Here is a 20,690-nt window from a genome sequence, read left to right as displayed (position 1 = left end):
TCCGGGTGAACCCGTCCACGTGATGGGACCAACTGCCCAGGCAGTGGATCGGCATCGGGGGTTGTGGCAGACTGGAGACGTGCGAACGCAGCAGTACGAGTTTTACTACGGGCCCGGGACTCCGGCGTCCGTAGCTGTGTGAGCGCTCAAACCACTACGACGCCCCGGAGTCCTCGGACTCGGGGCGTTTCGCGTTCCGGGACGGGACGGGGCCGGAGCCGGAGGATGACGTCCGATGAACGCCACTGTGGACGGTGACCAACCGCAGTCGGAGAAGCCCTCGACTGAGCAGGCCGCCGCGGAGGCCATCACCAACTTCCGCGAGGAGATCGACCACCTCGACGCCGAGATCCTGCGCCTGATCAAGCGGCGGGCGGAGATCTCCCAGCAGGTCGGCCAGGCGCGCATGGCCGCAGGAGGCCCGCGCATCGTCTACAACCGCGAGATGGACGTGCTCGCCCGGTACCGGGACCTCGGCCCGGAAGGCCGCGAGATCGCCATGATCCTGCTGCGCCTCGGCAGGGGCCGGCTCGGTCAGTCCTGAGCCGCCGAGGGCGCCTTCGACCAGGTCGAAGGCGCCCTTCGACGTCACACCGCGTGGTCGGCCGCCAGATCGCGCTCGCGCGTCTCGGGAGCCCGGAACACCGCGTAGAGGGTGACCACCGAGCACAGCGCGACGTAGATCGAGATCGGCAGCGACGAGTCGAACGCCGCGAGCAGGGCTGTCGCGATGATCGGCGCCAGCGAACCGGCCACGATCGACGCCAGCTGGTAGCCGATCGACGCGCCCGAGTAGCGGACCCTGGTGCCGAACAGCTCGGCGAAGAACGCGGCCTGCGGCCCGTACATCGCACCGTGGAACACCAGCCCGACCGTGGTCGCGAAGGTGATCACCCAGAACGACTTGGTGTCGAGCATCGTGAAGAAGAAGAACGCCCACACGCCCGTGCCGAAGGTGCCCAGCAGGTAGATCGGCCGCCGCCCGAACCGGTCCGACAGCGCGCCCCAGATCGGGATGCTGATGAAGTGCAGCACCGACGCGATCAGGGCCGCGTTGAGCGCGACCCCGCGCGGCAGGTCCAGGAACGTGGCCACGTAGGTCAGCACGAACGAGGTCAGCACGTAGTAGACGACGTTCTCCGCGAACCGGGCGCCCATCGCGGTGAGCACCTCGCCCCGGTACCGGCGCAGCACCTCCAGGATCGGCGGCTTCTGCTCGGTGCCGGCTTCCTCGGCCTTGCGCTGCGCCTCCAGGAACACCGGCGACTCGGCGACCGCCAGCCGCACCCACAGGCCGATCAGCACCAGCACGCCGGAGAGCAGGAACGCGACCCGCCAGCCCCAGGCCAGGAACGCCTCGTCGGACTGCACCGCCGCGAGCACCGCCAGCACCGCGGTGCCGAAGACGTTGCCCAGCGGGACCCCGGCCTGCGGCCACGACGCCCAGAAGCCGCGGCGTTCGCTGGAGCCGTGCTCGGAGACGATCAGCACCGCACCGCCCCACTCGCCGCCGATCGCGAACCCTTGGATCAGCCGCAACGCCGTGAGCAGCAGCGGGGCCAGCACGCCCACCGACTGGTAGGTGGGCAGCAGGCCGATCGCGAACGTCGCGCCGCCCATCATCACCAGGCTCAGCACCAGCAGCTTCTTCCGGCCGATCCGGTCGCCGTAGTGGCCGAAGACCAGACCGCCGAGCGGGCGCGCGATGAAGCCGACCGCGTAGGTGATGAACGCGAGCAGGGTGCCCATGAGCGGATCGCCCGCCGGGAAGAACAGCTGGTTGAACACCAGCGCGGCGGCCGACCCGTAGAGGAAGAAGTCGTACCACTCGACGGTCGTGCCGACGAGGCTCGCCAGCACCACCCTGGCGGTCGACGATCTGGCAGGAGCGGACTCGGTGGTCATGGCTGGCGTCCTCCTTGACGAGCCGGTGTGCACCTCGGGAAACCCTGGGTCAGTTCGCCGTCCAGCCCCCGTCCACTGACAGCGACGCTCCGGTGATCGACGTCGTCCCCGGCCCGCACAGCCAGGCGGCGAGCTCGGCGACCTCGTCGGGTTCGACGAGCCGCTTCACCGGGGTGCGGGCCAGCAGCACGTCCTCGATGACCTGCTCCTCGGGCACGCGGTGCAGCCGGGCCTGCTCGGCGACCTGGCGCTCGACCAGCGGTGTGCGCACGAAGCCCGGGCACAGGCAGTTCGACGTGACCCCGTAGGGGGCGCCTTCCAGCGCGATCGTCTTGGACAGGCCCTCGATGGCGTGCTTGGCGGTGACGTAGGCGCTCTTGAACGGCGAGGCGCGCAACCCGTGCACCGACGAGATGTTGATGATCCGGCCCCTGCCGCGCTGGTACATGCCCGGCAGCGCGGACCGCACGATGCGGAACGGCGACTCGACCATCACGCGCAGGATCGTGCCGAACACCTCCGGCGGGAACTCCTGCAGCGGCGCGACGTGCTGCAGCCCGGCGTTGTTGACCACCACGTCCGCGCCTTCGCCGAGGTCGCCGGCGTTGTCGGGGTCGCCGAGGTCGACCACCCGGGCCGTGCCGCCCAGCTCGGCGGCGAGCGCGGTGACGGCATCGGCGTCCTTGTCGGCAGCGATCACCTCGGCTCCCGCCGCGGCGAATCTCCTGGTGACGGCGGCTCCGATACCGCTCGCCGCCCCCGTGACCAGAACTCGTGCACCGTTGAGGTCGAGACCGGTTCGCTCGCTCATAGCGACAGAACCTAAGCGTGCCGACGTCCCCGAACCAGACTTGATTCACAAAGTTTTCGAACCGATTCGTGAATCAGGGGGATCCCCCATATCGGACAAGCCTCGCGGAGGAGCAGACTGGAGCCATGAGCATGGTTATCGGTCTGGTCGCACTCCTGGTGACGCTGGGCGCCGTGATCGCGGCGGGCGGGCACGCGGGCTACCTGGCGATGCTGACCTCCGCGGCGAAGAAGCGCCCCGGCGGACAGCCCGCCGCCGACTTCGCCAAGAAGCGCTACCCGATCGCCGGTGTCGGCCTCGGCGTGACGCTGCTGGCGCTGCTGATCAACACCGGTGACACGGTGGGGGCGGACGTCTTCGCGACCCTGCTCGGCCTCGGCGGCGGCGCCGGTTCGCTGAAGGCGCTGCAGACCTCGCAGAGCCGCTTCCGCAAGGGAGACTTCTGAGCCTGCCGCATCCTCGGTCCGCCTTTCGGTGACGTTCGTTCGAGTGGCCGAACGGGAATATCACCCGTCCGGTGGATCAAGTGTGCTGATCGGAGCACCGATCTCAACCACGCGAAGCTCGCCGTGAACCCATGCGGGTTGAGAAAGTCGAGACCTCCGATGCACACCGGCAGAACCACCGGCTGGAGCGGCCGACTCGATTGGCCGCCGCCGGCACCCACCCACGCACCTGCACCGTCACCGGTCCACGCCCCTGCACCGGGCCGGCACCGCAGGACCGACCCCGGCGCTGCCGGGCTCGTCGTGCCCGCGCAGCGCGTGGGGCCCGAGGACTCCTCGCCCCGGGTGGTGATCGACCCGCTGACCGACACCGCCCCGGTGGGCGGGCTGCACAAGTTCGACCTCGGCATGGTGCCCGCCTCGGTCACCCCGCCGCCGAGCTGGCGTCGCGCGGCGTGGTTCGCGATCGGCTCGTCGGCGGCCGCGCTGGGCGGCCTGATGTTCGCCACGACCTTGCTGGCCAACCACACGACCAGCATCGAGGGCCTGGAGCTGCCGAGCATGCCGCGCGGCGGCGAGTACCCGCAGCTGCGCGACCCCTACTTCCTGACCGGAGACCCGACCCGGCCCTCCGCGGCCGACGGCAGCAGCACCAGCGCCACGCCGTCCTCGGTCAGCCCGAACCAGCTGGCCGCGTTCCCGGTGCCCACGCCGACCCGGACGCCCGAACCGGGCGGAGCCGTCGCACCGGGCGAGGGATCCGATGAGGACGAGGACCCCGGCACTCCGGGCAGCGGAGCTCCCGGGACGAACCCGCCTCCTCAGCCGAGCAAGCCGCCCACCACGGAGGCCCCGCAGCTGCTGCAGCTGACCGACACCGACGCCATGCAGCAGCGCGGCGAGCAGTACTACGCGGCGATCTCCGCCGGTGATCTGCCGGGCGCGTACGCGATGACCACCGGTCCGCTGCGCGCCGAGGGCTACGAGTCCTTCGCCTCCCGCTACTCGCACGCGACGCGGGTGGAGGTCGTGCAGGTCTACGTGACGCCGACCAGCACCGCGCACACGCTGCGGCTGACCCTGCCGGACGGTTCGGTGGTCACCGAGCGCCGCGTGCTCCGCTACGAGATGGCCGACAGCCCGATGATCGCGTCGGACGAACCGGTCTCCTGACCACGGATCGTGAAGGCACTGCTCCGTTCGTGATCTTCGGTGCCATCCCTTCCGGTGATCTATCTGAGAATCCTTCCTATCTGGACGGAAGGCGAGTACGTCTTCACGCCGTGGAGCACACCAGGGATCGCACGGCACTCGACGAGACCGTCACGGTCGCCGAGCTGATCCGGCGCGGCCCGCAGATCCCCGGCACCAGCCCGTCGGCGGGCGATCTCGGTGGCGCCGCTGACCCCGGGTCGACCAAGCAACCGCTGGGCGGGCTGGTCGTCCTCACCGCGCTCGGCGTGCTGCTGCTGATCTCCGCCGCCGGGGCGGGCGCGCTGATCATGGACAAGCCGGCGCAGCTCCCGCGGCCCGCTCACTCCGCCGCCCCGATCAGCGGCGCGCTCGCGCTGCGCCCCGATCTCGTGCTCGACGCCACCTGGCCGTTCACCGGCAACGGCGGCTTCGCCGACACCACCGGAACCGATGCCGCGGTCCTCGACACCGCCCCCGGCGACGCGCACCTGGCGAATCCCGCGGCGGGCAGCGAGGACACGACCCTCGGCCTCGTCGAGGAGTTCTACCGCCGCGCGCTGGATGCCCCGGACCGGCTCGGCGAACTGCTCGCACCCGAGCTCGGGCACGCCGACGAGCTCCGCAGGGCGTGGGAGCCGGTCACCGGAGTGCGGATCACCGAGCTGCGGATGGAGCGCGACGGATCGGTGCGCGCGCAGGTCGAGGCGACGTACCCGGACGAGCGGCGGGTGCTGCTGGACCAGCACCTGCACGTCTCGCCCGGCCCGCTGCCGCGCATCAGCGGCGCCGAGCTGCGCGCCGCGCGGCAGCTGCCACCCGGTTGAGATGCACAACGATGCGGCAACGACCCGCAGCACCGCACCCGATCCGATCGGAAGGACCGCCGCCGGTACCGTGACGTGAGCCGATCGGTGCCGAGAGTCACAAGCTCGCGGAGGCCGAACCGGCCGGACCCCGATCACCAGCGGAAACAGCATCTGGACGGGACCCGGCCACCGCGGTCTCCGAGGTGCGCGGCGTAAGCTCGAAACGGGTCTTACCGATCTTTTCGACTTCGGACCTACGCACAACGGGCGTCGGCTAGGCTGCCGTATCGCGGTTCGGTAGCAACCCGAGTCGTGCTTTGAACGTGTACTTGTGGGGGGCCAAAGCCGGTCCGCCCTAATCCGCCGATGTTCGGTGGGCCAAGCCCGGGATCCCTGGGCAGCGGCGCCGCTGGGCATCGATAGCAGTACGGGGAGACGTCGGTGAGCGACGAAGGTCGCCTGGTCGCCGGACGCTACCGGGTGCAGCGACGCATCGGCAGTGGCGCGATGGGCGTGGTGTGGGAGTGTGTTGACGAGCGCCTGCACCGCACCGTTGCGGTCAAGCAGTTGCTGTTGCAGCCCGGTCTGGATCCGGGTGAAGCCGAGGAAGCGCGGCAACGGGCAATGCGGGAGGGCCGGATCGCGGCCCGGCTCCAGCACTCGAACGCGATCTCGGTGTACGACGTGGCAGAGGACGAGGGCCAGCCGGTGCTCGTCATGGAATACCTGCCATCGACGAGCCTTGCCGCGATGATGTCCGATCACGGCCCGCTGCCTCCGCGCGAGGTCGCGCGGATCGGCGCGGAGGTCGCGTCGGCTCTGGGCGCCGCGCACGCGGCGGGCGTGGTGCACCGGGACATCAAGCCGGGCAACATCCTGCTCGGCGACAACGGCCAGGTGAAGATCACCGACTTCGGCATCTCCCGGGCTCAGGGCGACGTCCAGGTCACCAAGACCGGGATGCTCGCCGGGACGCCCGCCTACCTGTCGCCGGACGTGGCGATGGGCCAGGAGCCGACTCCGGCGTCCGACGTGTTCTCGCTCGGCGCCACGCTCTACGCGGCGATCGAGGGGCACCCGCCGTTCGGTCTCAACGAGAACACCCTGGCGCTGCTGCACGCCGTCGCCGCGGGCAAGATCGAGCCTCCGCAGCAGGCGGGCCCGATGGCCCAGCCGCTGATGGCGATGATGACCGCGCGGGTGCAGGACCGGCCGGACATGCCGCAGGTCCGCGAGATGCTGCAGTCCGTCGCCGACGGCGGCTCGGTGAGCTCCATCCCGACGATGGCCGCGCCGATCCCGCCCGCGCTGGCACCGGAACCCCCGGACCAGGCGACGAGCGTGGTGGGCGCGGGCGACGCCGCGGGCACCACGGTCGCCTACTACGAGGACGACCCGTACTCCGAGCGGCCTTACGAGGACGCGACGTCGTACATGGGTGCCGATCACCGCGCCGACGGAGCGGTCTACGAGGAGCCCCGGCGCAGCAAGCGCCCGGTGATCATCTCGGCGATCGCGCTGGTCGCCGTCGCGGTGATCGCGGTCCTGGTCACCTCCGCCCTGCGGGGTCAGCAGCCCCCGCCGCCGCAGCCTGCGAACCAGCAGACCGAGCAACAGCTGCCTCCGGCCCCGCCGCCGGAGACCAGCAGCGAAGAGGAAACGACCACCAAGCAGACCCGCACCTCCACGCGGGAGACGGAGACCTCCTCCGAGGAACCGACGACGTCGCAGGAGCAGCCGACGACGTCCGACGAGCCGACGACGAGCGAGGAAGAGCCGACGACGAGTCAGCCGACCAAGACGACTCAGCCGAGCGGCAGCTTCACCACGCAGTGAGGTAGTTCGGATCCAGCTCCACGCCCTGCGGCCGGGACGCTCATCGACAGGTGAGCGTCCCGGCCGCAGGCGCATTCCGGCCCCGGGGTGCTGCCCGGGGGGCGGGGCCCAGTAACGTGGCTGCGGGCGTGACACCGTCGGGTGAAGACGACAGCGGGGAGTCGGTCCGCCCTCAGTGCTAACAACAACAGGCAGTCCTTAGACAGGCGAGCCCCGTCGGGGTGAGCCAGTACCAGGAGACACCGGTGAGCGCCGAAGGTCGTTTGATCGCGGGCCGGTACCGCTTGCAGCAAAAGATCGGCAGCGGCGCCATGGGCGTGGTGTGGAAGGCCGTGGACGAGCGCCTCCACCGCACGATCGCCGTCAAGCAACTGCTGCTGCAGCCCGGCTACACCCCCGAGGAAACCGAGGAAGCGCGACAGCGGTCGATGCGCGAAGGCCGCATCGCCGCCCGCCTCCAGCACCAGAACGCCATCGTCGTGTTCGACGTGGCCGAGGACGAGGGCCAGCCCGTGCTGGTCATGGAGTACCTGCCCTCGACGAGCCTCGCCGCGGTCATCGACGAGCAGGGCGTGCAACCGCCCATGCGGGTGGCCCGGATGGGCGTGCAGGTGGCCGGGGCTCTGGCCGCGGCGCACATGGCCGGCATCGTCCACCGCGACCTCAAACCGGGCAACATCCTGCTCGGCGAGAACGACCTCGCCAAGATCACCGACTTCGGCATCTCGCGCGCGATCGGCGACGTCGCGGTCACCAAGAGCGGCATCCTCGCGGGCACTCCCGCCTACCTGGCCCCGGAGGTCGCGCTGGGCCGCGACCCGGCGCCGGCTTCGGACGTGTTCTCGCTGGGGTCGACGCTGTACGCGGCCATCGAGGGCGGTCCGCCGTTCGGCACCGATGAGAACGCGATCAGCCTGCTGCACCGGGTGGCGCGCGGCCAGTTCGAACCGCCGCGCCAGGCCGGTCCGATGACGCCGGTGCTGATGCAGATGCTGTGCCCGGACCCGGTCGACCGGCCGACGATGGCGCACACCCGCGACCTCCTGCAGGCCGTGCTCGACGGCCGTCCGGTGCCCAGCGCGGCGCCGGGGGCCGGTGCCGGCTGGCAGCGCCAGCAGCAGCCGCCCGCGCCGACCCCGCCGCACGGCGGGCAGATGATGGCGCACCAGGGCGGCATGGGCGGCGCGAACCCGCCCACCCGCGTCGGTGGCGCGGGACCGGTCCCGGTCGGTCCGGGGACCTCCGCACCGCCGCGTCGCGGCGGCAAGCAGGTGGCGCTGTGGATCCTCGCGATCGCGGTGGCGATCATGGTCGGCGTGCTGGCCGCGAACGCGTTCGGATCCGGCTCGCAGGACCAGGGCGCTCCGGCGCCCTCCCCCGCGCCCAAGCCGGCGCCCGCGCCCGCCCCGACGACCACCTCGGCGCCGAAGACCACGTCCGCGGCGCCCACCAGCAGCCAGGCCCCGACGTCCAGCGCGACGAGCAGCAACAAGCAGGTGACCAAGGAGAAGCTGGTCTCCACGGTCAAGAAGTACTACACCCTGGTGCCCAAGGACCTCGACGACGCGTGGGAGCTGCTCGGCCCGAGCCTGCAGTCGCAGGGCAAGGAGCGCTACGAGGCGTTCTGGAAGCGGATCGACGACGTGAAGGTCATCGGCGAACCGGTGCAGTCCGGCGCCACCGTGGTGGTCACGCTCCAGTTCACCAAGGACGGCAAGAAGAGCACGGAGATGCACGTCCTCGGCATGGTCGCCAACAGCGACGGCGACGCGCTGATCAACACCGACAACCGGAGCTGATTCAGGCGGTCCTCGCCGTCTCCGCCAGGCAGTCGATCAGTGACCGGGTGGCGGGCAGGTCGGCGACGGCTTCGCGGACGGCGACGTGGATGCGGCGGATCGGCGCGGGGTTGGTGACCGCGCGGATCTCCACGCCCGGGTGCACCACGTCGAGGCCGAGGTGCGGCACCAGGGCGATGCCCAGACCGGCCGCGACGAACCCCTGCGCGGAGTAGGTGCTGTCGGTCTCCAGCGCGACCCGCGGCGTGAAACCGGCGCTGGCGTAGGCGTCGCGCAGCAGCCGCGAGCAGATCCCGCCGCTGGTCACCGCGCTGTTGATCCAGGACTCGTCGGCCAGCTTCGCCATGTCGACGCTCTCGTGCTCGACCTGCGGGTGGGAACCGGGCAGCACCACCCGGTACGGGTCGTCGGCCAGGTGCACCAGCCGCACGCCGCGCCGCTCCGGCAGCGAGTCGCCGACCACGATGACGGCCAGGTCCGCTTCTCCGGCGACCACCTCGTCGAGCAGCCCCTCCTCCTGGAGCTGCAAGTCCAGGGTGACCTCCGGGTGCTCGGCGCGGAACTTGGCGACGGCGCGCGGGATCAGCCCGACGGCCGCGGTGGTGAAGAACCGCAGGCGCAGCACGCCGGTGCGGCCCGCCCGGATGTCGGCGAGGTCGGCCTCGGTCTCGTTGAGCAGTTCGGAGATCCGCCCGGCGCGGTCGGCCAGCAGCGTGCCCGCCGGGGTGGGCCGCAGGCCGCGACCGGCCTTCTCCAGCAGCGGCGTTCCGGCTTCCCGCTCCAGGGTGGCGAGCTGCTGGCTGATGGCCGAGGGAGTGTAGCCGAGGTTGGCCGCGGCGGCGCTCACCGAGCCGCTGGTGACCACCGCGCGCAGCACCTGCATCCGTCTGACGTCGAGCATGCCCCAAACACTACAGGAACGCTTAACGGTTCGTTGAGAATAATTCGCTTGTTCTTACATCTCGGCTCTTGCACTCTGATCTCAGGACACGACGACACTGGGGAGCGGAGATGAACAACCCGGCCAGCTACGCCCGGCTCGGCGCGCTCGCGCTGTTCTGGGGAGCGAGCTTCCTGCTGATCAAGCTCGGCCTCGAAGCGATGTCACCGACGCAGATCGCGTTCGCCCGCATCGTGCTGGGCGCGCTGACCCTGCTGTCGATCTGCGCGGTGCGCGGCCTGAGCATCCCGAGCGACCGGAACCTGTGGAAGCACGTGGCGGTCGCCGCGTTCTTCGCCAACTCGTTGCCGTGGGTGCTGCTGGCGGCGGGCGAGCAGAGCGTCGAGTCCGGGCTGGCAGGCGTTCTCAACGCGACCACACCGCTGTGGACGGTGCTGTTCGGGCTGCTCGCCGGGCGCGAGGCTCTGCCACCGCGTCGCGCGGCCGGACTGCTGCTCGGATTCCTGGGCGTGCTGGTCATCTTCGCGCCCTGGCAGGGCGGCGGGCTGCTCACCTGGGGCGTGCTCGCCTGCGTGGCGGCGGCTGCCAGCTACGGCATCGGGTTCGTCTACACAGGACGGTTCATCGCCGGCCGCGGCACGCCACCGCTGGCCCTGGCGAGCATGCAGCTCACCGCGGCGATCGGCTTCTCGCTGCTCGCGCTGCCCATCGGCGGGCTGCGGCTGGTGCACTGGAACCCGTTGGCGCTGCTGGCGATCCTCGCCCTCGGCGTGGTCGGCACGGGCATCGGCTTCGCCCTGAACTACCGGCTCATCGGCGACGAGGGGGCGACCACCGCGTCCACCGTCACCTACATCATGCCGATCTTCTCGGTGCTGCTCGGCTGGCTGCTGCTCGGCGAGCAGCTCCCGCTCCGGGTCCTGCTGGGCATGGCCGTGGTCCTGGTCGGCGTCGCCCTGACACACCGCAAGGGGCCGGGCCAGGGGGCGTTCTGGGGACGCGTCCGGGACGCCTTCAAGCGCGGTTCGCAGCTCTACGCCGAGCTCGCCACGAACCACCCGATGAAGTGATCCCGGGGAAGTTTTCATGAAAACTTCCCGACCCCGGGGGCACCAGGGGAAGTTTTCATGAAAACTTCCGCGTTCCGCTCCCGTTCGGATGTCGCGGGAGGTTGGAAGGGTCAGACCAACCTGCGGTCCGATGCCCAGCGGGAGAGCTCGTAGCGGTTGGACAGCTGGGTCTTGCGCAGCACGCTGGAGACGTGGGTTTCCACCGTCTTGACCGAGATGAACAGCTCGGAGGCGATCTCCTTGTAGGCATAGCCGCGCGCCAGCAACCGCAGAACCTCCCGCTCCCGCCGGGTCAGCAGGTCCAGCTCCGGGTCCCCGACCGGCGCCGCGTTCGGACCCTCGGAGAAGGCGTCGAGCACGAAGCCCGCCAGGCGCGGCGAGAACACCGCGTCGCCCGCCTTGACCCGGGTGATCGCGTCCACCAGCTCGCGCCCGGAGATGGTCTTGGTGACGTAACCGCGGGCACCGCCCCGGATCACCGCTATGACGTCCTCGGCCGCGTCGGAGACCGACAGCGCGAGGAAGACGATCTCGCCCTTGTCGTCGCCGGACCGGGCCCGGACCTGGCGGAGGACTTCGGCGCCACCGCCGTCGGGCATGTGGACGTCGAGCAGGACCACCTCGGGCTGGTAGTGACCGATGCCGGCCACGGCCTCACCGACCGATCCGGCCTCGCCCACCACCTCGACGCCGTCGTCAGCGGCGAGCTCGGCACGAACGCCGGCGCGGAACAGCGCGTGGTCGTCGACGAGGAACACCCGGACCGGGCTGGTCCCCTCGCTGGCTTCTCCGGTCACAACATCCTCCGCACACGTCGTTTCCCCTGGCAGACTACGCTTCACGCGGCCGACCTGGGCATTTCCATGGCGACCTCGGTGCCCTGCCCGGGCGAGGTGCGCACCTTGACCGTTCCGCCGTGCCGCTGCATGCGGCCGCGGATCGAGTCGGCCAGCCCGTGGCGGTCGTCGGGGACCTCCGCCGGGTCGAACCCGGCGCCCCGGTCGCGCACGAACACCGACACCAGTTCCGGTTCGATCTCCGCGTAGGCGCTGACCTCGCTGACGCCGGCGTGCTTGGCCGCGTTGACCAGCGCTTCGCGGGCCGCGTTGAGGGCAGCGGTGAGCCGGTCGTCGACCTCGCAGTCACCGACGACGACCTGCTGGACGGTGATCGCGAAGTGGTCCTCCACCTCACCGCAGATCCGCGCCACCTCGGCGGCGAAGGTCCGCTTGTCCTCGACCTGGTTCGGCTCGGCGCCGTAACCGTCCGGGCCGTAGAGCCAGCCGCGCAGCTCGCGCTCCTGCCCGCGCGCCAGCCTGCGGACCTCGCGCCCGGAATCGGCCTGCTTCTGGATCAGCGCCAGCGTCTGCAGCACCGAATCGTGCAGGTGCGCGGCGATCTCGGCGCGCTCCTGCGAGCGGATGCGGCTGGCCCGCTCCACGTTGAGGTCGCGCACCATCCGGACCCACCAGGGCACGGTCAGCACGGCCACGCCCACCAGCGTGGCGCCGGAGGCCAGCAACCCGGTCGGCAGCGATTCCAGCGACGTCGTGCTGCCCACCAGCAGGGCCATGCCGAGCACCACCAGCACCGCGCCGGAGAAGACCCGGATCCACGCGCTGCGGGCTCCCGTTCCCAGCAGGGCGCCCGCGACTCCGGAACGAGCGCCCTGCCGCCACCTGCGGCGTTGTGAGTCGTCGGCCTCCCGCCACACGACCGCCGCCCCCACCAGGGCCACCACCAGCGGAACGGTCAGCCAGGTGGGCATCGACAGAACGGCGCCGAAGCCGACCAGCGCGCCGATGCCGAGCAGCACGATCCCGAACCCCTGCTGCCACTCCTGCTTCGTCGCCGGGCGCGAGCCGCCTCCCTGCGGCACGAACACCCACAGCAGCGCGTAGGCGAGGATCCCGGCTCCGCCGATCGCGGAGAGGATCGCGAAGACCATCCGCACCCACAGCACCCGCACGCCCAGGTGTTCGGCCACGCCCGCGCACACGCCGGCCAGCAACCGCCCGTCGCGGGTCCGGCGCAGCGGCAGGTAGGCGAGGCGCAGCTCCTCGGTGGGCGCGGTCGCCTGCTCCAGCCGGTCGGTCTCCCGCAGCGGGTCCACCTTGTTCTGGGGGCGCTGGGTCTGGTCGTCGGGGGCCATCACGTTTTCGATGGTCACACGGTCGAGGGCCGAAGGGCATCAGGGACCGCCCTGATGAACCCGGAACCGACCCGGTTCCGGGACGGACTCAGGGGCCTCCCCGATACTCGCGACCGGTGCCGGAACGGATAGTGGTCGTCATGAACAGCACGCAGCAGACCGGTGGTTTCGAGGCCACCGCGCGCGACTTCTGGGCCACCCGGCCCGTCCGCCCGAGCACGGGCAGCAAAGCCGCCGGGGTGTCGGCGGCGATCGCGCGGCGCTACGGCGTCGACCCGATCCTCGTGCGCGTCGGCTTCGTGGTGCTCTTCTGCTACGGCGGCGCCGGGCTCGTGCTGTACATGCTGGGCTGGCTGCTGTTCCCGAAGGAAGCCGCACCCCTGCCCGGTCAGACGACTCCGCGACGCGAGCCCACCCGGACCTGGATCGCCGTCACGCTGGTGCTCCTGCTGATCCCCGCGATGCTGTGGATGATCAACTCGATGGCGGTGCTGGGGCTGGCCGCGGGACCCGTCGCCCTGTACTTCCTGCATCGCAACCAGGGAGATCGCCAGGTCACCGGGACGTCGAACCCGCCGCCGCAGGCGACGCCGACCGGCGAGAACACCTGGATCTACCCGGGCACCGCCTCGCAGCAGCAGACGCCGCCCGCGTGGGACCCGCTGGGCGCCGCGCCCTTCGCCTGGGACCTGCCGGAACCGCAGGACCCGGAGCCTCCGGAGCCCCAGCGCCGCCGCTTCCGCTGGTACAACCCGCTGGCGCTGCTGGTCGCCTTCGTCGGCGCCACGGCCGTCGCGTCGCTGGGCGCACCCGGCTACTTCGCGACGGCGACCGCGCTCGGCCTGCTGGGCGCGGCGATGATGATCGGAGCGTTCCTGCACGTGGGCCGGTGGCCCATCGTGATCGCGGTGCCGCTGGCGATGGTCGCCCTGCTCTCCTCGGTCGCGCACCAGTACCGGATCGGGGACGACCTGAGCCTCGGCGACCTGCACGTCGCCCCCGTCGAGGTCGCCGACGTCCAACCGACCTACCACCGCTCAGCCGGAACCGTCGACGTCGACCTGTCCGCGCTGCGGATGAGCACCGGCCAGGTCCTGCGCACCGACGTCGGCGTCGGGGCGGGCACCGTCCACGTCCGCGTTCCCCCCGAGGTGGACGTGCGGGTGCGGTGCGGCGTCGACGTGGGCGACATCAACTGCCTCAACGGGTTCTCCAACGGCGAGGACCTGAACCAGGCGATCACCGACGTGGGCCAGGACGGTCCCGGCGGCGGCGAAATCGTGCTCAACGCGACCGCGGGCACCGGAACTGTGGAGGTCTTCCGTGACTGACGAGAGCAAGCCCTACGACGGCCCCGACCCGATCCTGCTGATCGCGGGCACCATCGCGGCGATCATCGCGGCCGCGGTCGCGCTCGACCTGGAGAGCCAGTTGCAGTGGATCCTGGCGGGCGTCGCGGTGCTCGTGGGCATCGTCCTGCTGGTGGTCTCGCTGCGCAGGCGCAGCGACTGAGATTCCCAATCGCACCTGGGAATTCGCGGTCCGGGGTGAGGTTTTCCGGGAATTTTTCCCGTTCCTCGCCCGTCCGCCCATCTGTCCTCTTCCAAAACTCGCCAACACCTCCCGAGCGCGGCTCCGATCTGCAGATACTGCGGTCTTGATCGATCCGAACGGCGTTGCTCCCACAATCCCGCAAGGAGCTGCAATGACCAGGAACCGCGTGCTCGCAGGCGGTGCCGTGCTCGCACTGTTCGTCTCGCTACCGTCCGCCGCGGCGGCGGTCCCGGGCGAGGCACCGAAGGACGCCAAGCCGCGCGCAGAGGTCTTCTTCGACGACTTCTCCGGCGACGAGCTCGACCGCTCGAAGTGGCAGGTCGAGGTGACCGGCGAGAACTTCGGCACCGTCAACAACGAGCAGCAGGCCTACGTCGACTCACCCGAGACGCTCTACATCGACCACGACGGCGGCACCGGCGCCGAGAACGGCGCCTTGGCGGTGCACCCGCGCTACAAGCAGGGCTTCCAGGCTCCCGACGGGGGCACCTACGACTTCGTCTCGGGACGCATCAAGACCGAGGACAAGTTCGAGTTCACCTACGGCTCCTACTCGGCGCGCATCAAGCTGCCGGAGAACGCCACGGCTTCGGGTCTGTGGCCGGCCTGGTGGTCGCTGGGCACCAGCATCAACGAGGGCAAGCCGTGGCCGGAGTGCGGCGAGGTCGACGTGATGGAGCACGTCGGCGAGCCGTGGACGAGCTCGGCCATCCACGGGCCCGAGTACAACGGCGACACGCCGATCAACAACCAGCAGAACTTCGAGGGCAAGGACCCGGCCGACTGGCACACCTACCGGGTGGACTGGACGCCGGAGGGCTTCACCTTCTTCGTCGACGACACGCAGACCTACACGGTCTCCAAGCAGGAGTTCGCCAACAACGGCTGGACCTGGGTCTTCGACGACCCGCAGTTCATGATCCTGAACTTCGCCCTGGGCGGCCAGTACCCGCAGGGCGTCAACGGCGTCACCGAGCCCTACCCGGGCCTCCCCCAGGAGAGCGTCGACAAAGTCAAGGCGGGCACCGCCCGCTACCTCGTCGACTGGGTCAAGGTCGAGCAGTGACCAAACGCTGAATGCAGGAGTCCCCCTTCGGCTTTCGTCGAAGGGGGACTCCTGCATTCAGAGCAAGAAAACCAAACCCACGTCAGGCAAGCACCGAAGGCGCTTTCTCACTGCCCCACCCCGGCAACCGGCACCGCCGGGTTCTCAGGCTCCTGCTGGGGTACAAGACCGAAGTTTTCATGAAAACTTCCCCACGACCCACGTCAGGCAAGCACCGAAGGCGCTTCCTCAGTGCCCCACCCCAGCAACCCGCACCGCCGCGGGTTCTCAGACGTCTTCTGGGGAGGACAGCCGTAGCGCCGCGTATCTGTTCCATACTCAAGTCTCGGATCCCGGACCCAGAAGGCGTCTGAGGTTCCGCTACCCGCACCGCCAAGCAAAGAGACCACAGAGCAGTTGATCACTGAGCCGCACCGCTAAGCAGAACGGCCACGGAGCCGTCAACCGAAGAACGTCCACAAAGGACGCTCACTCCCACTCGATGGTCCCCGGCGGCTTGGACGTCACATCAAGAGTCACCCGGTTCACATCAGAAACCTCGTTGGTGATCCTGGTCGAGATCTGCTCCAGCACGTCGTAGGGCAACCGGGTCCAGTCAGCGGTCATCGCGTCTTCGCTGGACACCGGACGCAGCACGACGGGGTGCCCGTAGGTGCGGCCGTCGCCCTGGACTCCGACGGAGCGGACGTCGGCGAGCAGCACGACGGGGCACTGCCAGATGTCGCGATCGAGGCCGGCGGCGGTGAGCTCTTCGCGGGCGATGGCGTCGGCCGCGCGGAGGGTTTCGAGCCGGTCGCCGGTGACTTCGCCGATGATGCGAATGCCCAGGCCGGGGCCGGGGAACGGCTGCCGGTGCACGATGGTTTCGGGCAGGCCGAGTTCGAGGCCGACTCGGCGGACTTCGTCCTTGAACAGCGCGCGCAGCGGTTCGACGAGGGAGAACTGGAGGTCGTCGGGCAGGCCGCCGACGTTGTGGTGGCTCTTGATGTTGGCGGCGCCGGAGCCTCCGCCGGATTCGACCACGTCGGGGTAGAGGGTGCCCTGGACCAGGAAGTCGATCTGCTCGCCTGCGGCGCCGGCTTCGGCTTGCAGGTCGCGGGCGGCCTGCTCGAAGACGCGGATGAACTCGCGGCCGATGATCTTGCGCTTCTCCTCGGGATCGGTGACCCCCGCGAGGGCGCCGAGGAAGCGGTCGACGGCGTCGATGGTGACGAGCCGGACGCCGGTGGCGGCCACGAAGTCCCGTTCGACCTGGGCGCGCTCACCTGCCCGCAGCAGTCCGTGGTCGACGAAGACGCAGGTCAGCTGCTCACCGACGGCGCGCTGCACGAGCGCGGCGGCGACGGCGGAGTCCACACCTCCGGAGAGGCCGCAGATGGCGCGGCGGTCGCCGATCTGCTCGCGGAGCGCGGTGACGGTGTCGTCCACGATGGACGAGGTCGTCCACTGGGGGCGGATTCCGGCGATCTCGTGCAGGAATCGGCGCAGCACTTCCTGGCCGTGCGGGGAGTGCACGACCTCGGGGTGGTACTGCACGCCGGCGAATCGGCGCTCGACGTTCTCGTAGGCGGCGACCGGGGTGTCCTTGGTGCCCGCGGTGACCTGGAAGCCCTCGGGCGCCTTGCTGACGGAGTCGCCGTGGCTCATCCACACCGGGTGGTGCCCGGGCAGGTCGTTGTGCAGGCGGCCACCGTCTCCGCTGATGGAGACCTCGGTGCGGCCGTACTCGCGGGTGCCGGTGTGCTCGACGGTTCCGCCGAGGGCGGAGGTCATGGCCTGGAAGCCGTAGCAGATGCCGAACACCGGGATGCCGGCGTTGAACAGCTCCGGGTCGACCTGAGGCGCGCCATCGGCGTAGACGCTGGAGGGTCCGCCGGACAGCACGATCGCTGCGGGGTTGCGGGCGGCGATCTCGGCCACCGGGGTGTCGTGCGGAACGACTTCGGAGTAGACCTGCGCCTCGCGCACGCGGCGAGCGATCAGCTGCGCGTACTGGGCGCCGTAGTCGACAACGAGAACAGGCCCGTTGGCGCTGTTGCTTGCGGAACCGGACACGTGGTCGCCGACCTCCTTGGCCATCGCAGTGCGGTCCGGTCATTGTCGCAGGTAACCGGGGCCACAACCGCATCGCCCCGGCGTTGGCCCGCCGGACGGCGCGCACCGCTGACGGCCCCCGCGGTCGCGGGAGCCGTCAGCGGTGCCCAGCGGTTCCTAGACGAGCGGGAGCTGGAGGGCCGCGGGTGCCGTCGGCGGGACAGCGGGGGACTTCGGCTCGACCGGGGTGACCTTGCGGTAGCCCTCGGACTGGTCCGGCCGGGTGTCGGCGTCGCCCTTGTTCGGCCACAGGGAGAACGCGCGCTCGGCTTGCGCGGTGATGGTCAGCGACGGGTTCACGCCGAGGTTGGCGCTGACCGCCGAGCCGTCGACAACCGACAGCGTCGGGTAGGCCCACGCCCGGTGGTACGGGTCGATGACTCCGGTCTCGGGGCTGTCGCCGATCGCGCAGCCACCGAGGAAGTGCGCGGTGAGCGGGATGTCGAACATCTCGCCCCAGGTCCCTCCGGCGATGCCGCCGATCTTCTCGGCGACCATGTCGTTGGCGCGCTCACCGGCTTCGATGTAGCTCGGGTTCGGCGAGCCGTGCCCCTGCTCGGAGGTCAGGAACCGCTTGCCGAACAACCGCTTCACGCTGGTGCTCAGCGAGTTGTCGAGGCTCTGCATGACCAGCAGGATCACGGTGCGCTGACTCCAGTTGCGCACCGAGAGCATCCGCAGCGACAGCAGCGGGTTCTCCCGGAGGAACTTCCCGAGCTGCTTCCACCGCGAGCCCTGGCCGCCCTTCGTCGCCGGGATCTGCAGCAGTCCCATGGCGTTGGCGCCCTTGGTGTAGCGGACGGGCTCGATGTGGGTGTCCTCGTCAGGGTGGAACGAGGAGGTGATGGCGACACCGGTCGAGAAGTCCTGCTCCGGGTTCAGCTTCGCCACCTGCGATCCGATGATCGCCTCGGAGTTGGTGCGGGTGAGCTTCCCGAGCCGCTTGGAGAGCTTGGGCAGGTCCCCGTTGTCGACGCTGCCGTGCAGCAGGTTCTGCGTGCCCCAGGTCCCGGCGGCGACCACGACCTGGTCGGCGCTGAAGATCTTCGGCTTGCGGTTGAGCTTCGCGCCGGTCCGGGAGGTGGCGATGCGCCAGCGCCCGTCGCGCGCCTTGCCGAGCCGGTTGACGGTGGTGAGCGGGAAGATCTCGGCGCCCGCCTGCTCCGCGAGGTAGAGGTAGTTCTTGATCAGCGTGTTCTTCGCGCCGACCCGGCAACCGGTCATGCAGGCACCGCATTCGGTGCAGCCGGTGCGCGCGGGTCCCGCTCCGCCGAAGTAGGGGTCGGCGTCGGTGCGGCCGGGTTCGTTGAAGTACACGCCGACCGGGGTGCGGTGGAAGGTGTCGGCCACGCCCATGTCCGAGGCGACCTGCTTCATGACCACGTCGTGCGGGGTTTCCGACGGCTGCTCGATCACGCCGAGCATCTTGGTGGCCTGGTCGTAGTAGGGCGCCAGCTCCGACTCCCAGTCGGTGATGTGCGCCCACTGCGAGTCCTGGTAGAAGGGCTTGAGCGGCCGGTAGAGGGTGTTGGCGTAGTTCAGCGATCCACCGCCGACACCGGCACCGGCCAGGATGAGCACATCGCGGAGCATGTGGATCCGCTGCACGCCGTAGCAGCCCAGCTGCGGGGCCCACAGGAACTTGCGCAGGTCCCAGGAGGTCTTCGGGAGCTCCTCGTCGGAGAACCGGCGCCCCGCTTCGAGCACCGCGACCCGGTAGCCCTTCTCGGTCAGGCGCAGGGCAGCGACGCTGCCACCGAAGCCTGAACCGATGACCACCACGTCGAAATCGGTACCGCTACCACCACGTTGTGCCATGCGCGACAGACTAGATGAAGCTACTCGGCAGTAGCTAGCCCCTGTTCCGGGTGGTGGGAGGGCAGGTTCCGCTGCCCTCCCACACCGCGGGGATCGGGCCTCAGCCGCGCAGCATCAGGCCGACCTTCTGGAATTCCTTGAGGTCGCGGTAACCGGTCTTGGCCATGGCGCGGCGCAGACCGCCCATGAGGTTCAGCGTCCCGTACGGGTCGCTGCTGGGGCCGAAGAGCAGCGTTTCGAGGTCCGCGTCGGTGCCGGCGAAGCCGACGATCTCGCTGCGCGGCAGGTTCGGGTGCGCGGCGGCGGAGGTCCAGTAGTAACCCTGGGCGGGCGACTCGGTGGACTCGCTCAGCGCCTCGCCCAGCATCACGGCGTCGGCGCCGCAGGCGATGGCCTTGGCGATGTCACCGGAGTAGGACAGCGCGCCGTCGGCGATGACGTGCACGTAGCGGCCACCGGTCTCGTCGAGGTAGTCGCGGCGGGCAGCGGCAGCATCGGAGATCGCGGTGGCCATCGGCACGCCGATGCCCAGGACCTGGGTGGTCGTGGCGGCCCGGGACTGGCCGAATCCGACGATCACACCGGCCGCGCCGGTGCGCATCAGGTGCATCGCGGTCCGGTAGTCACCGACACCGCCGGCCACCACGGGCACGTCGAGCTCGTTGATGAAGCGCTTGAGGTTCAGCGGCTCGCCGTCGCGGGCCACGTGCTCGGCGGAGATGATCGTGCCCTGCACGAACAGCATCTCGACGCCCGCGGCCAGCAGGTCCGGGGTCAGCTCCTCGGCGTGCTGCGGGCTGACCCGCGCGGCGACCGTGACCCCGGAGTCCTTGACCTGCTTGAGGGACTCGGTGAGCAGGTCCAGCCGGAGCGGGGCGGCGTGCAGCTCCTGCAGGCGCGCGATCGGCGCCTCCAGGTCGCTGGTCTCCTCGGCGAGGCGGATGACGTCGGCGATCTTGTCCTCGACGTCGCTGTGCCGGGCCCACAGGCCTTCGGCGTTGATCACGCCCAGCCCGCCGAGCTCGCCCATGCGCACGGCCGACGCGGGCGAGACGACCGCGTCGGTGGGGTGCATGATCGCCGGGATGTCGAAGCGGTAGGCATCGATCTGCCAGGCCAGCGACACGTCCTTGGACGAACGCGTGCGCCGCGAGGGCACGATCTCGACGTCCTCCAAGTCGTAGCCGCGCATCGCGGTCCGGCCCATGCCGATCTCAACCTGATCCCGCACCGTGAGT

At 70.2% G+C, this 20,690-nt stretch carries 18 protein-coding genes; 10 read left to right on the top strand and 8 right to left on the bottom strand.

Annotated elements, in window-relative coordinates; genetic code table 11:
* Positions 1-235 precede the first annotated feature (235 nt).
* On the top strand, positions 236-544 hold the full coding sequence (locus ACYVF3_RS08920) for a chorismate mutase (protein ID WP_461153686.1): 309 nt from the start codon (positions 236-238) through the stop codon (positions 542-544).
* Between the two features lie 44 nt (positions 545-588).
* Here the strand turns inward: ACYVF3_RS08920 and ACYVF3_RS08915 are convergent, their stop codons facing one another.
* Together ACYVF3_RS08915 and ACYVF3_RS08910 are read right to left on the bottom strand one after the other, a co-directional pair.
* On the bottom strand, positions 589-1,905 hold the full coding sequence (locus ACYVF3_RS08915; RefSeq protein WP_461153685.1) for an MFS transporter: 1,317 nt from the start codon (positions 1,903-1,905) through the stop codon (positions 589-591).
* 49 nt (positions 1,906-1,954) lie between these two features.
* Positions 1,955-2,716 (bottom strand): 3-hydroxybutyrate dehydrogenase, encoded by a 762-nt coding sequence (locus tag ACYVF3_RS08910; RefSeq protein ID WP_461153684.1) that lies wholly within the window; start codon positions 2,714-2,716, stop codon positions 1,955-1,957.
* 125 nt (positions 2,717-2,841) lie between these two features.
* Here ACYVF3_RS08910 and ACYVF3_RS08905 point away from each other — a divergent pair, with 125 nt between their 5' ends.
* From ACYVF3_RS08905 to ACYVF3_RS08885, 5 genes are all read left to right on the top strand, one after another.
* Positions 2,842-3,162: a hypothetical protein gene (locus ACYVF3_RS08905; RefSeq protein WP_461153683.1), complete on the top strand. Its 321-nt coding sequence runs from the start codon at positions 2,842-2,844 to the stop codon at positions 3,160-3,162.
* A 303-nt stretch (positions 3,163-3,465) separates the two neighbouring features.
* Positions 3,466-4,335: a hypothetical protein gene (locus ACYVF3_RS08900; protein ID WP_461153682.1), complete on the top strand. Its 870-nt coding sequence runs from the start codon at positions 3,466-3,468 to the stop codon at positions 4,333-4,335.
* A 110-nt stretch (positions 4,336-4,445) separates the two neighbouring features.
* Positions 4,446-5,180 carry a hypothetical protein gene (locus tag ACYVF3_RS08895; RefSeq protein ID WP_461153681.1) on the top strand — a complete coding sequence of 245 codons (735 nt, stop codon included), beginning with the start codon at positions 4,446-4,448 and terminating at the stop codon, positions 5,178-5,180.
* Between the two features lie 423 nt (positions 5,181-5,603).
* Positions 5,604-6,998, top strand: a complete 1,395-nt coding sequence (locus ACYVF3_RS08890; RefSeq protein ID WP_461153680.1) for a serine/threonine-protein kinase — start codon at positions 5,604-5,606, stop codon at positions 6,996-6,998.
* Positions 6,999-7,243: 245 nt separating this feature from the next.
* Positions 7,244-8,797 (top strand): serine/threonine-protein kinase, encoded by a 1,554-nt coding sequence (locus ACYVF3_RS08885; RefSeq protein ID WP_461153679.1) that lies wholly within the window; start codon positions 7,244-7,246, stop codon positions 8,795-8,797.
* A gap of 1 nt (position 8,798) precedes the next feature.
* Here the strand turns inward: ACYVF3_RS08885 and ACYVF3_RS08880 are convergent, their stop codons facing one another.
* Entirely contained in the window at positions 8,799-9,698 is a 900-nt protein-coding gene (locus ACYVF3_RS08880) for a LysR family transcriptional regulator (RefSeq protein WP_461153678.1), read from the bottom strand.
* 110 nt (positions 9,699-9,808) lie between these two features.
* Between ACYVF3_RS08880 and ACYVF3_RS08875 the strand changes: the two genes are divergently transcribed.
* Entirely contained in the window at positions 9,809-10,768 is a 960-nt protein-coding gene (locus ACYVF3_RS08875; protein ID WP_461153677.1) for a DMT family transporter, read from the top strand.
* Positions 10,769-10,878: 110 nt separating this feature from the next.
* Here ACYVF3_RS08875 and ACYVF3_RS08870 read toward each other — a convergent pair whose 3' ends face one another.
* Both ACYVF3_RS08870 and ACYVF3_RS08865 read right to left on the bottom strand, forming a co-directional pair.
* Complete coding sequence (locus ACYVF3_RS08870; RefSeq protein WP_461153676.1) at positions 10,879-11,565, bottom strand: response regulator; 687 nt, start codon at positions 11,563-11,565, stop codon at positions 10,879-10,881.
* Positions 11,566-11,606: 41 nt separating this feature from the next.
* Positions 11,607-12,938, bottom strand: coding sequence for an ATP-binding protein (locus ACYVF3_RS08865; RefSeq protein ID WP_461153675.1), 1,332 nt, complete (start codon positions 12,936-12,938; stop codon positions 11,607-11,609).
* A 122-nt stretch (positions 12,939-13,060) separates the two neighbouring features.
* Between ACYVF3_RS08865 and ACYVF3_RS08860 the strand changes: the two genes are divergently transcribed.
* From ACYVF3_RS08860 to ACYVF3_RS08850, 3 genes are all read left to right on the top strand, one after another.
* Complete coding sequence (locus tag ACYVF3_RS08860; protein WP_461153674.1) at positions 13,061-14,251, top strand: PspC domain-containing protein; 1,191 nt, start codon at positions 13,061-13,063, stop codon at positions 14,249-14,251.
* Complete coding sequence (locus ACYVF3_RS08855) at positions 14,244-14,432, top strand: hypothetical protein (protein WP_461153673.1); 189 nt, start codon at positions 14,244-14,246, stop codon at positions 14,430-14,432. The genes ACYVF3_RS08860 and ACYVF3_RS08855 overlap by 8 nt, the downstream gene beginning before the upstream one ends.
* A gap of 193 nt (positions 14,433-14,625) precedes the next feature.
* Positions 14,626-15,540, top strand: a complete 915-nt coding sequence (locus ACYVF3_RS08850) for a glycoside hydrolase family 16 protein (protein WP_461153672.1) — start codon at positions 14,626-14,628, stop codon at positions 15,538-15,540.
* A gap of 468 nt (positions 15,541-16,008) precedes the next feature.
* Here the strand turns inward: ACYVF3_RS08850 and guaA are convergent, their stop codons facing one another.
* The 3 genes from guaA to ACYVF3_RS08835 all read right to left on the bottom strand — a co-directional run bounded on the left by guaA (position 16,009) and on the right by ACYVF3_RS08835 (position 20,683).
* Entirely contained in the window at positions 16,009-17,595 is a 1,587-nt protein-coding gene (guaA, locus tag ACYVF3_RS08845; RefSeq protein ID WP_461153671.1) for a glutamine-hydrolyzing GMP synthase, read from the bottom strand.
* 156 nt (positions 17,596-17,751) lie between these two features.
* On the bottom strand, positions 17,752-19,452 hold the full coding sequence (locus tag ACYVF3_RS08840) for a GMC family oxidoreductase N-terminal domain-containing protein (RefSeq protein WP_461153670.1): 1,701 nt from the start codon (positions 19,450-19,452) through the stop codon (positions 17,752-17,754).
* Positions 19,453-19,552: 100 nt separating this feature from the next.
* Positions 19,553-20,683, bottom strand: a complete 1,131-nt coding sequence (locus ACYVF3_RS08835; RefSeq protein ID WP_461153669.1) for a GuaB3 family IMP dehydrogenase-related protein — start codon at positions 20,681-20,683, stop codon at positions 19,553-19,555.
* Positions 20,684-20,690: the final 7 nt, after the last annotated feature.

The sequence above is a fragment of the Saccharopolyspora tripterygii genome (genome assembly GCF_054778355.1).
The sequence above is the reverse complement of the archived record's forward strand: the minus strand, read 5'-3'. Positions and strand labels throughout refer to the sequence as shown.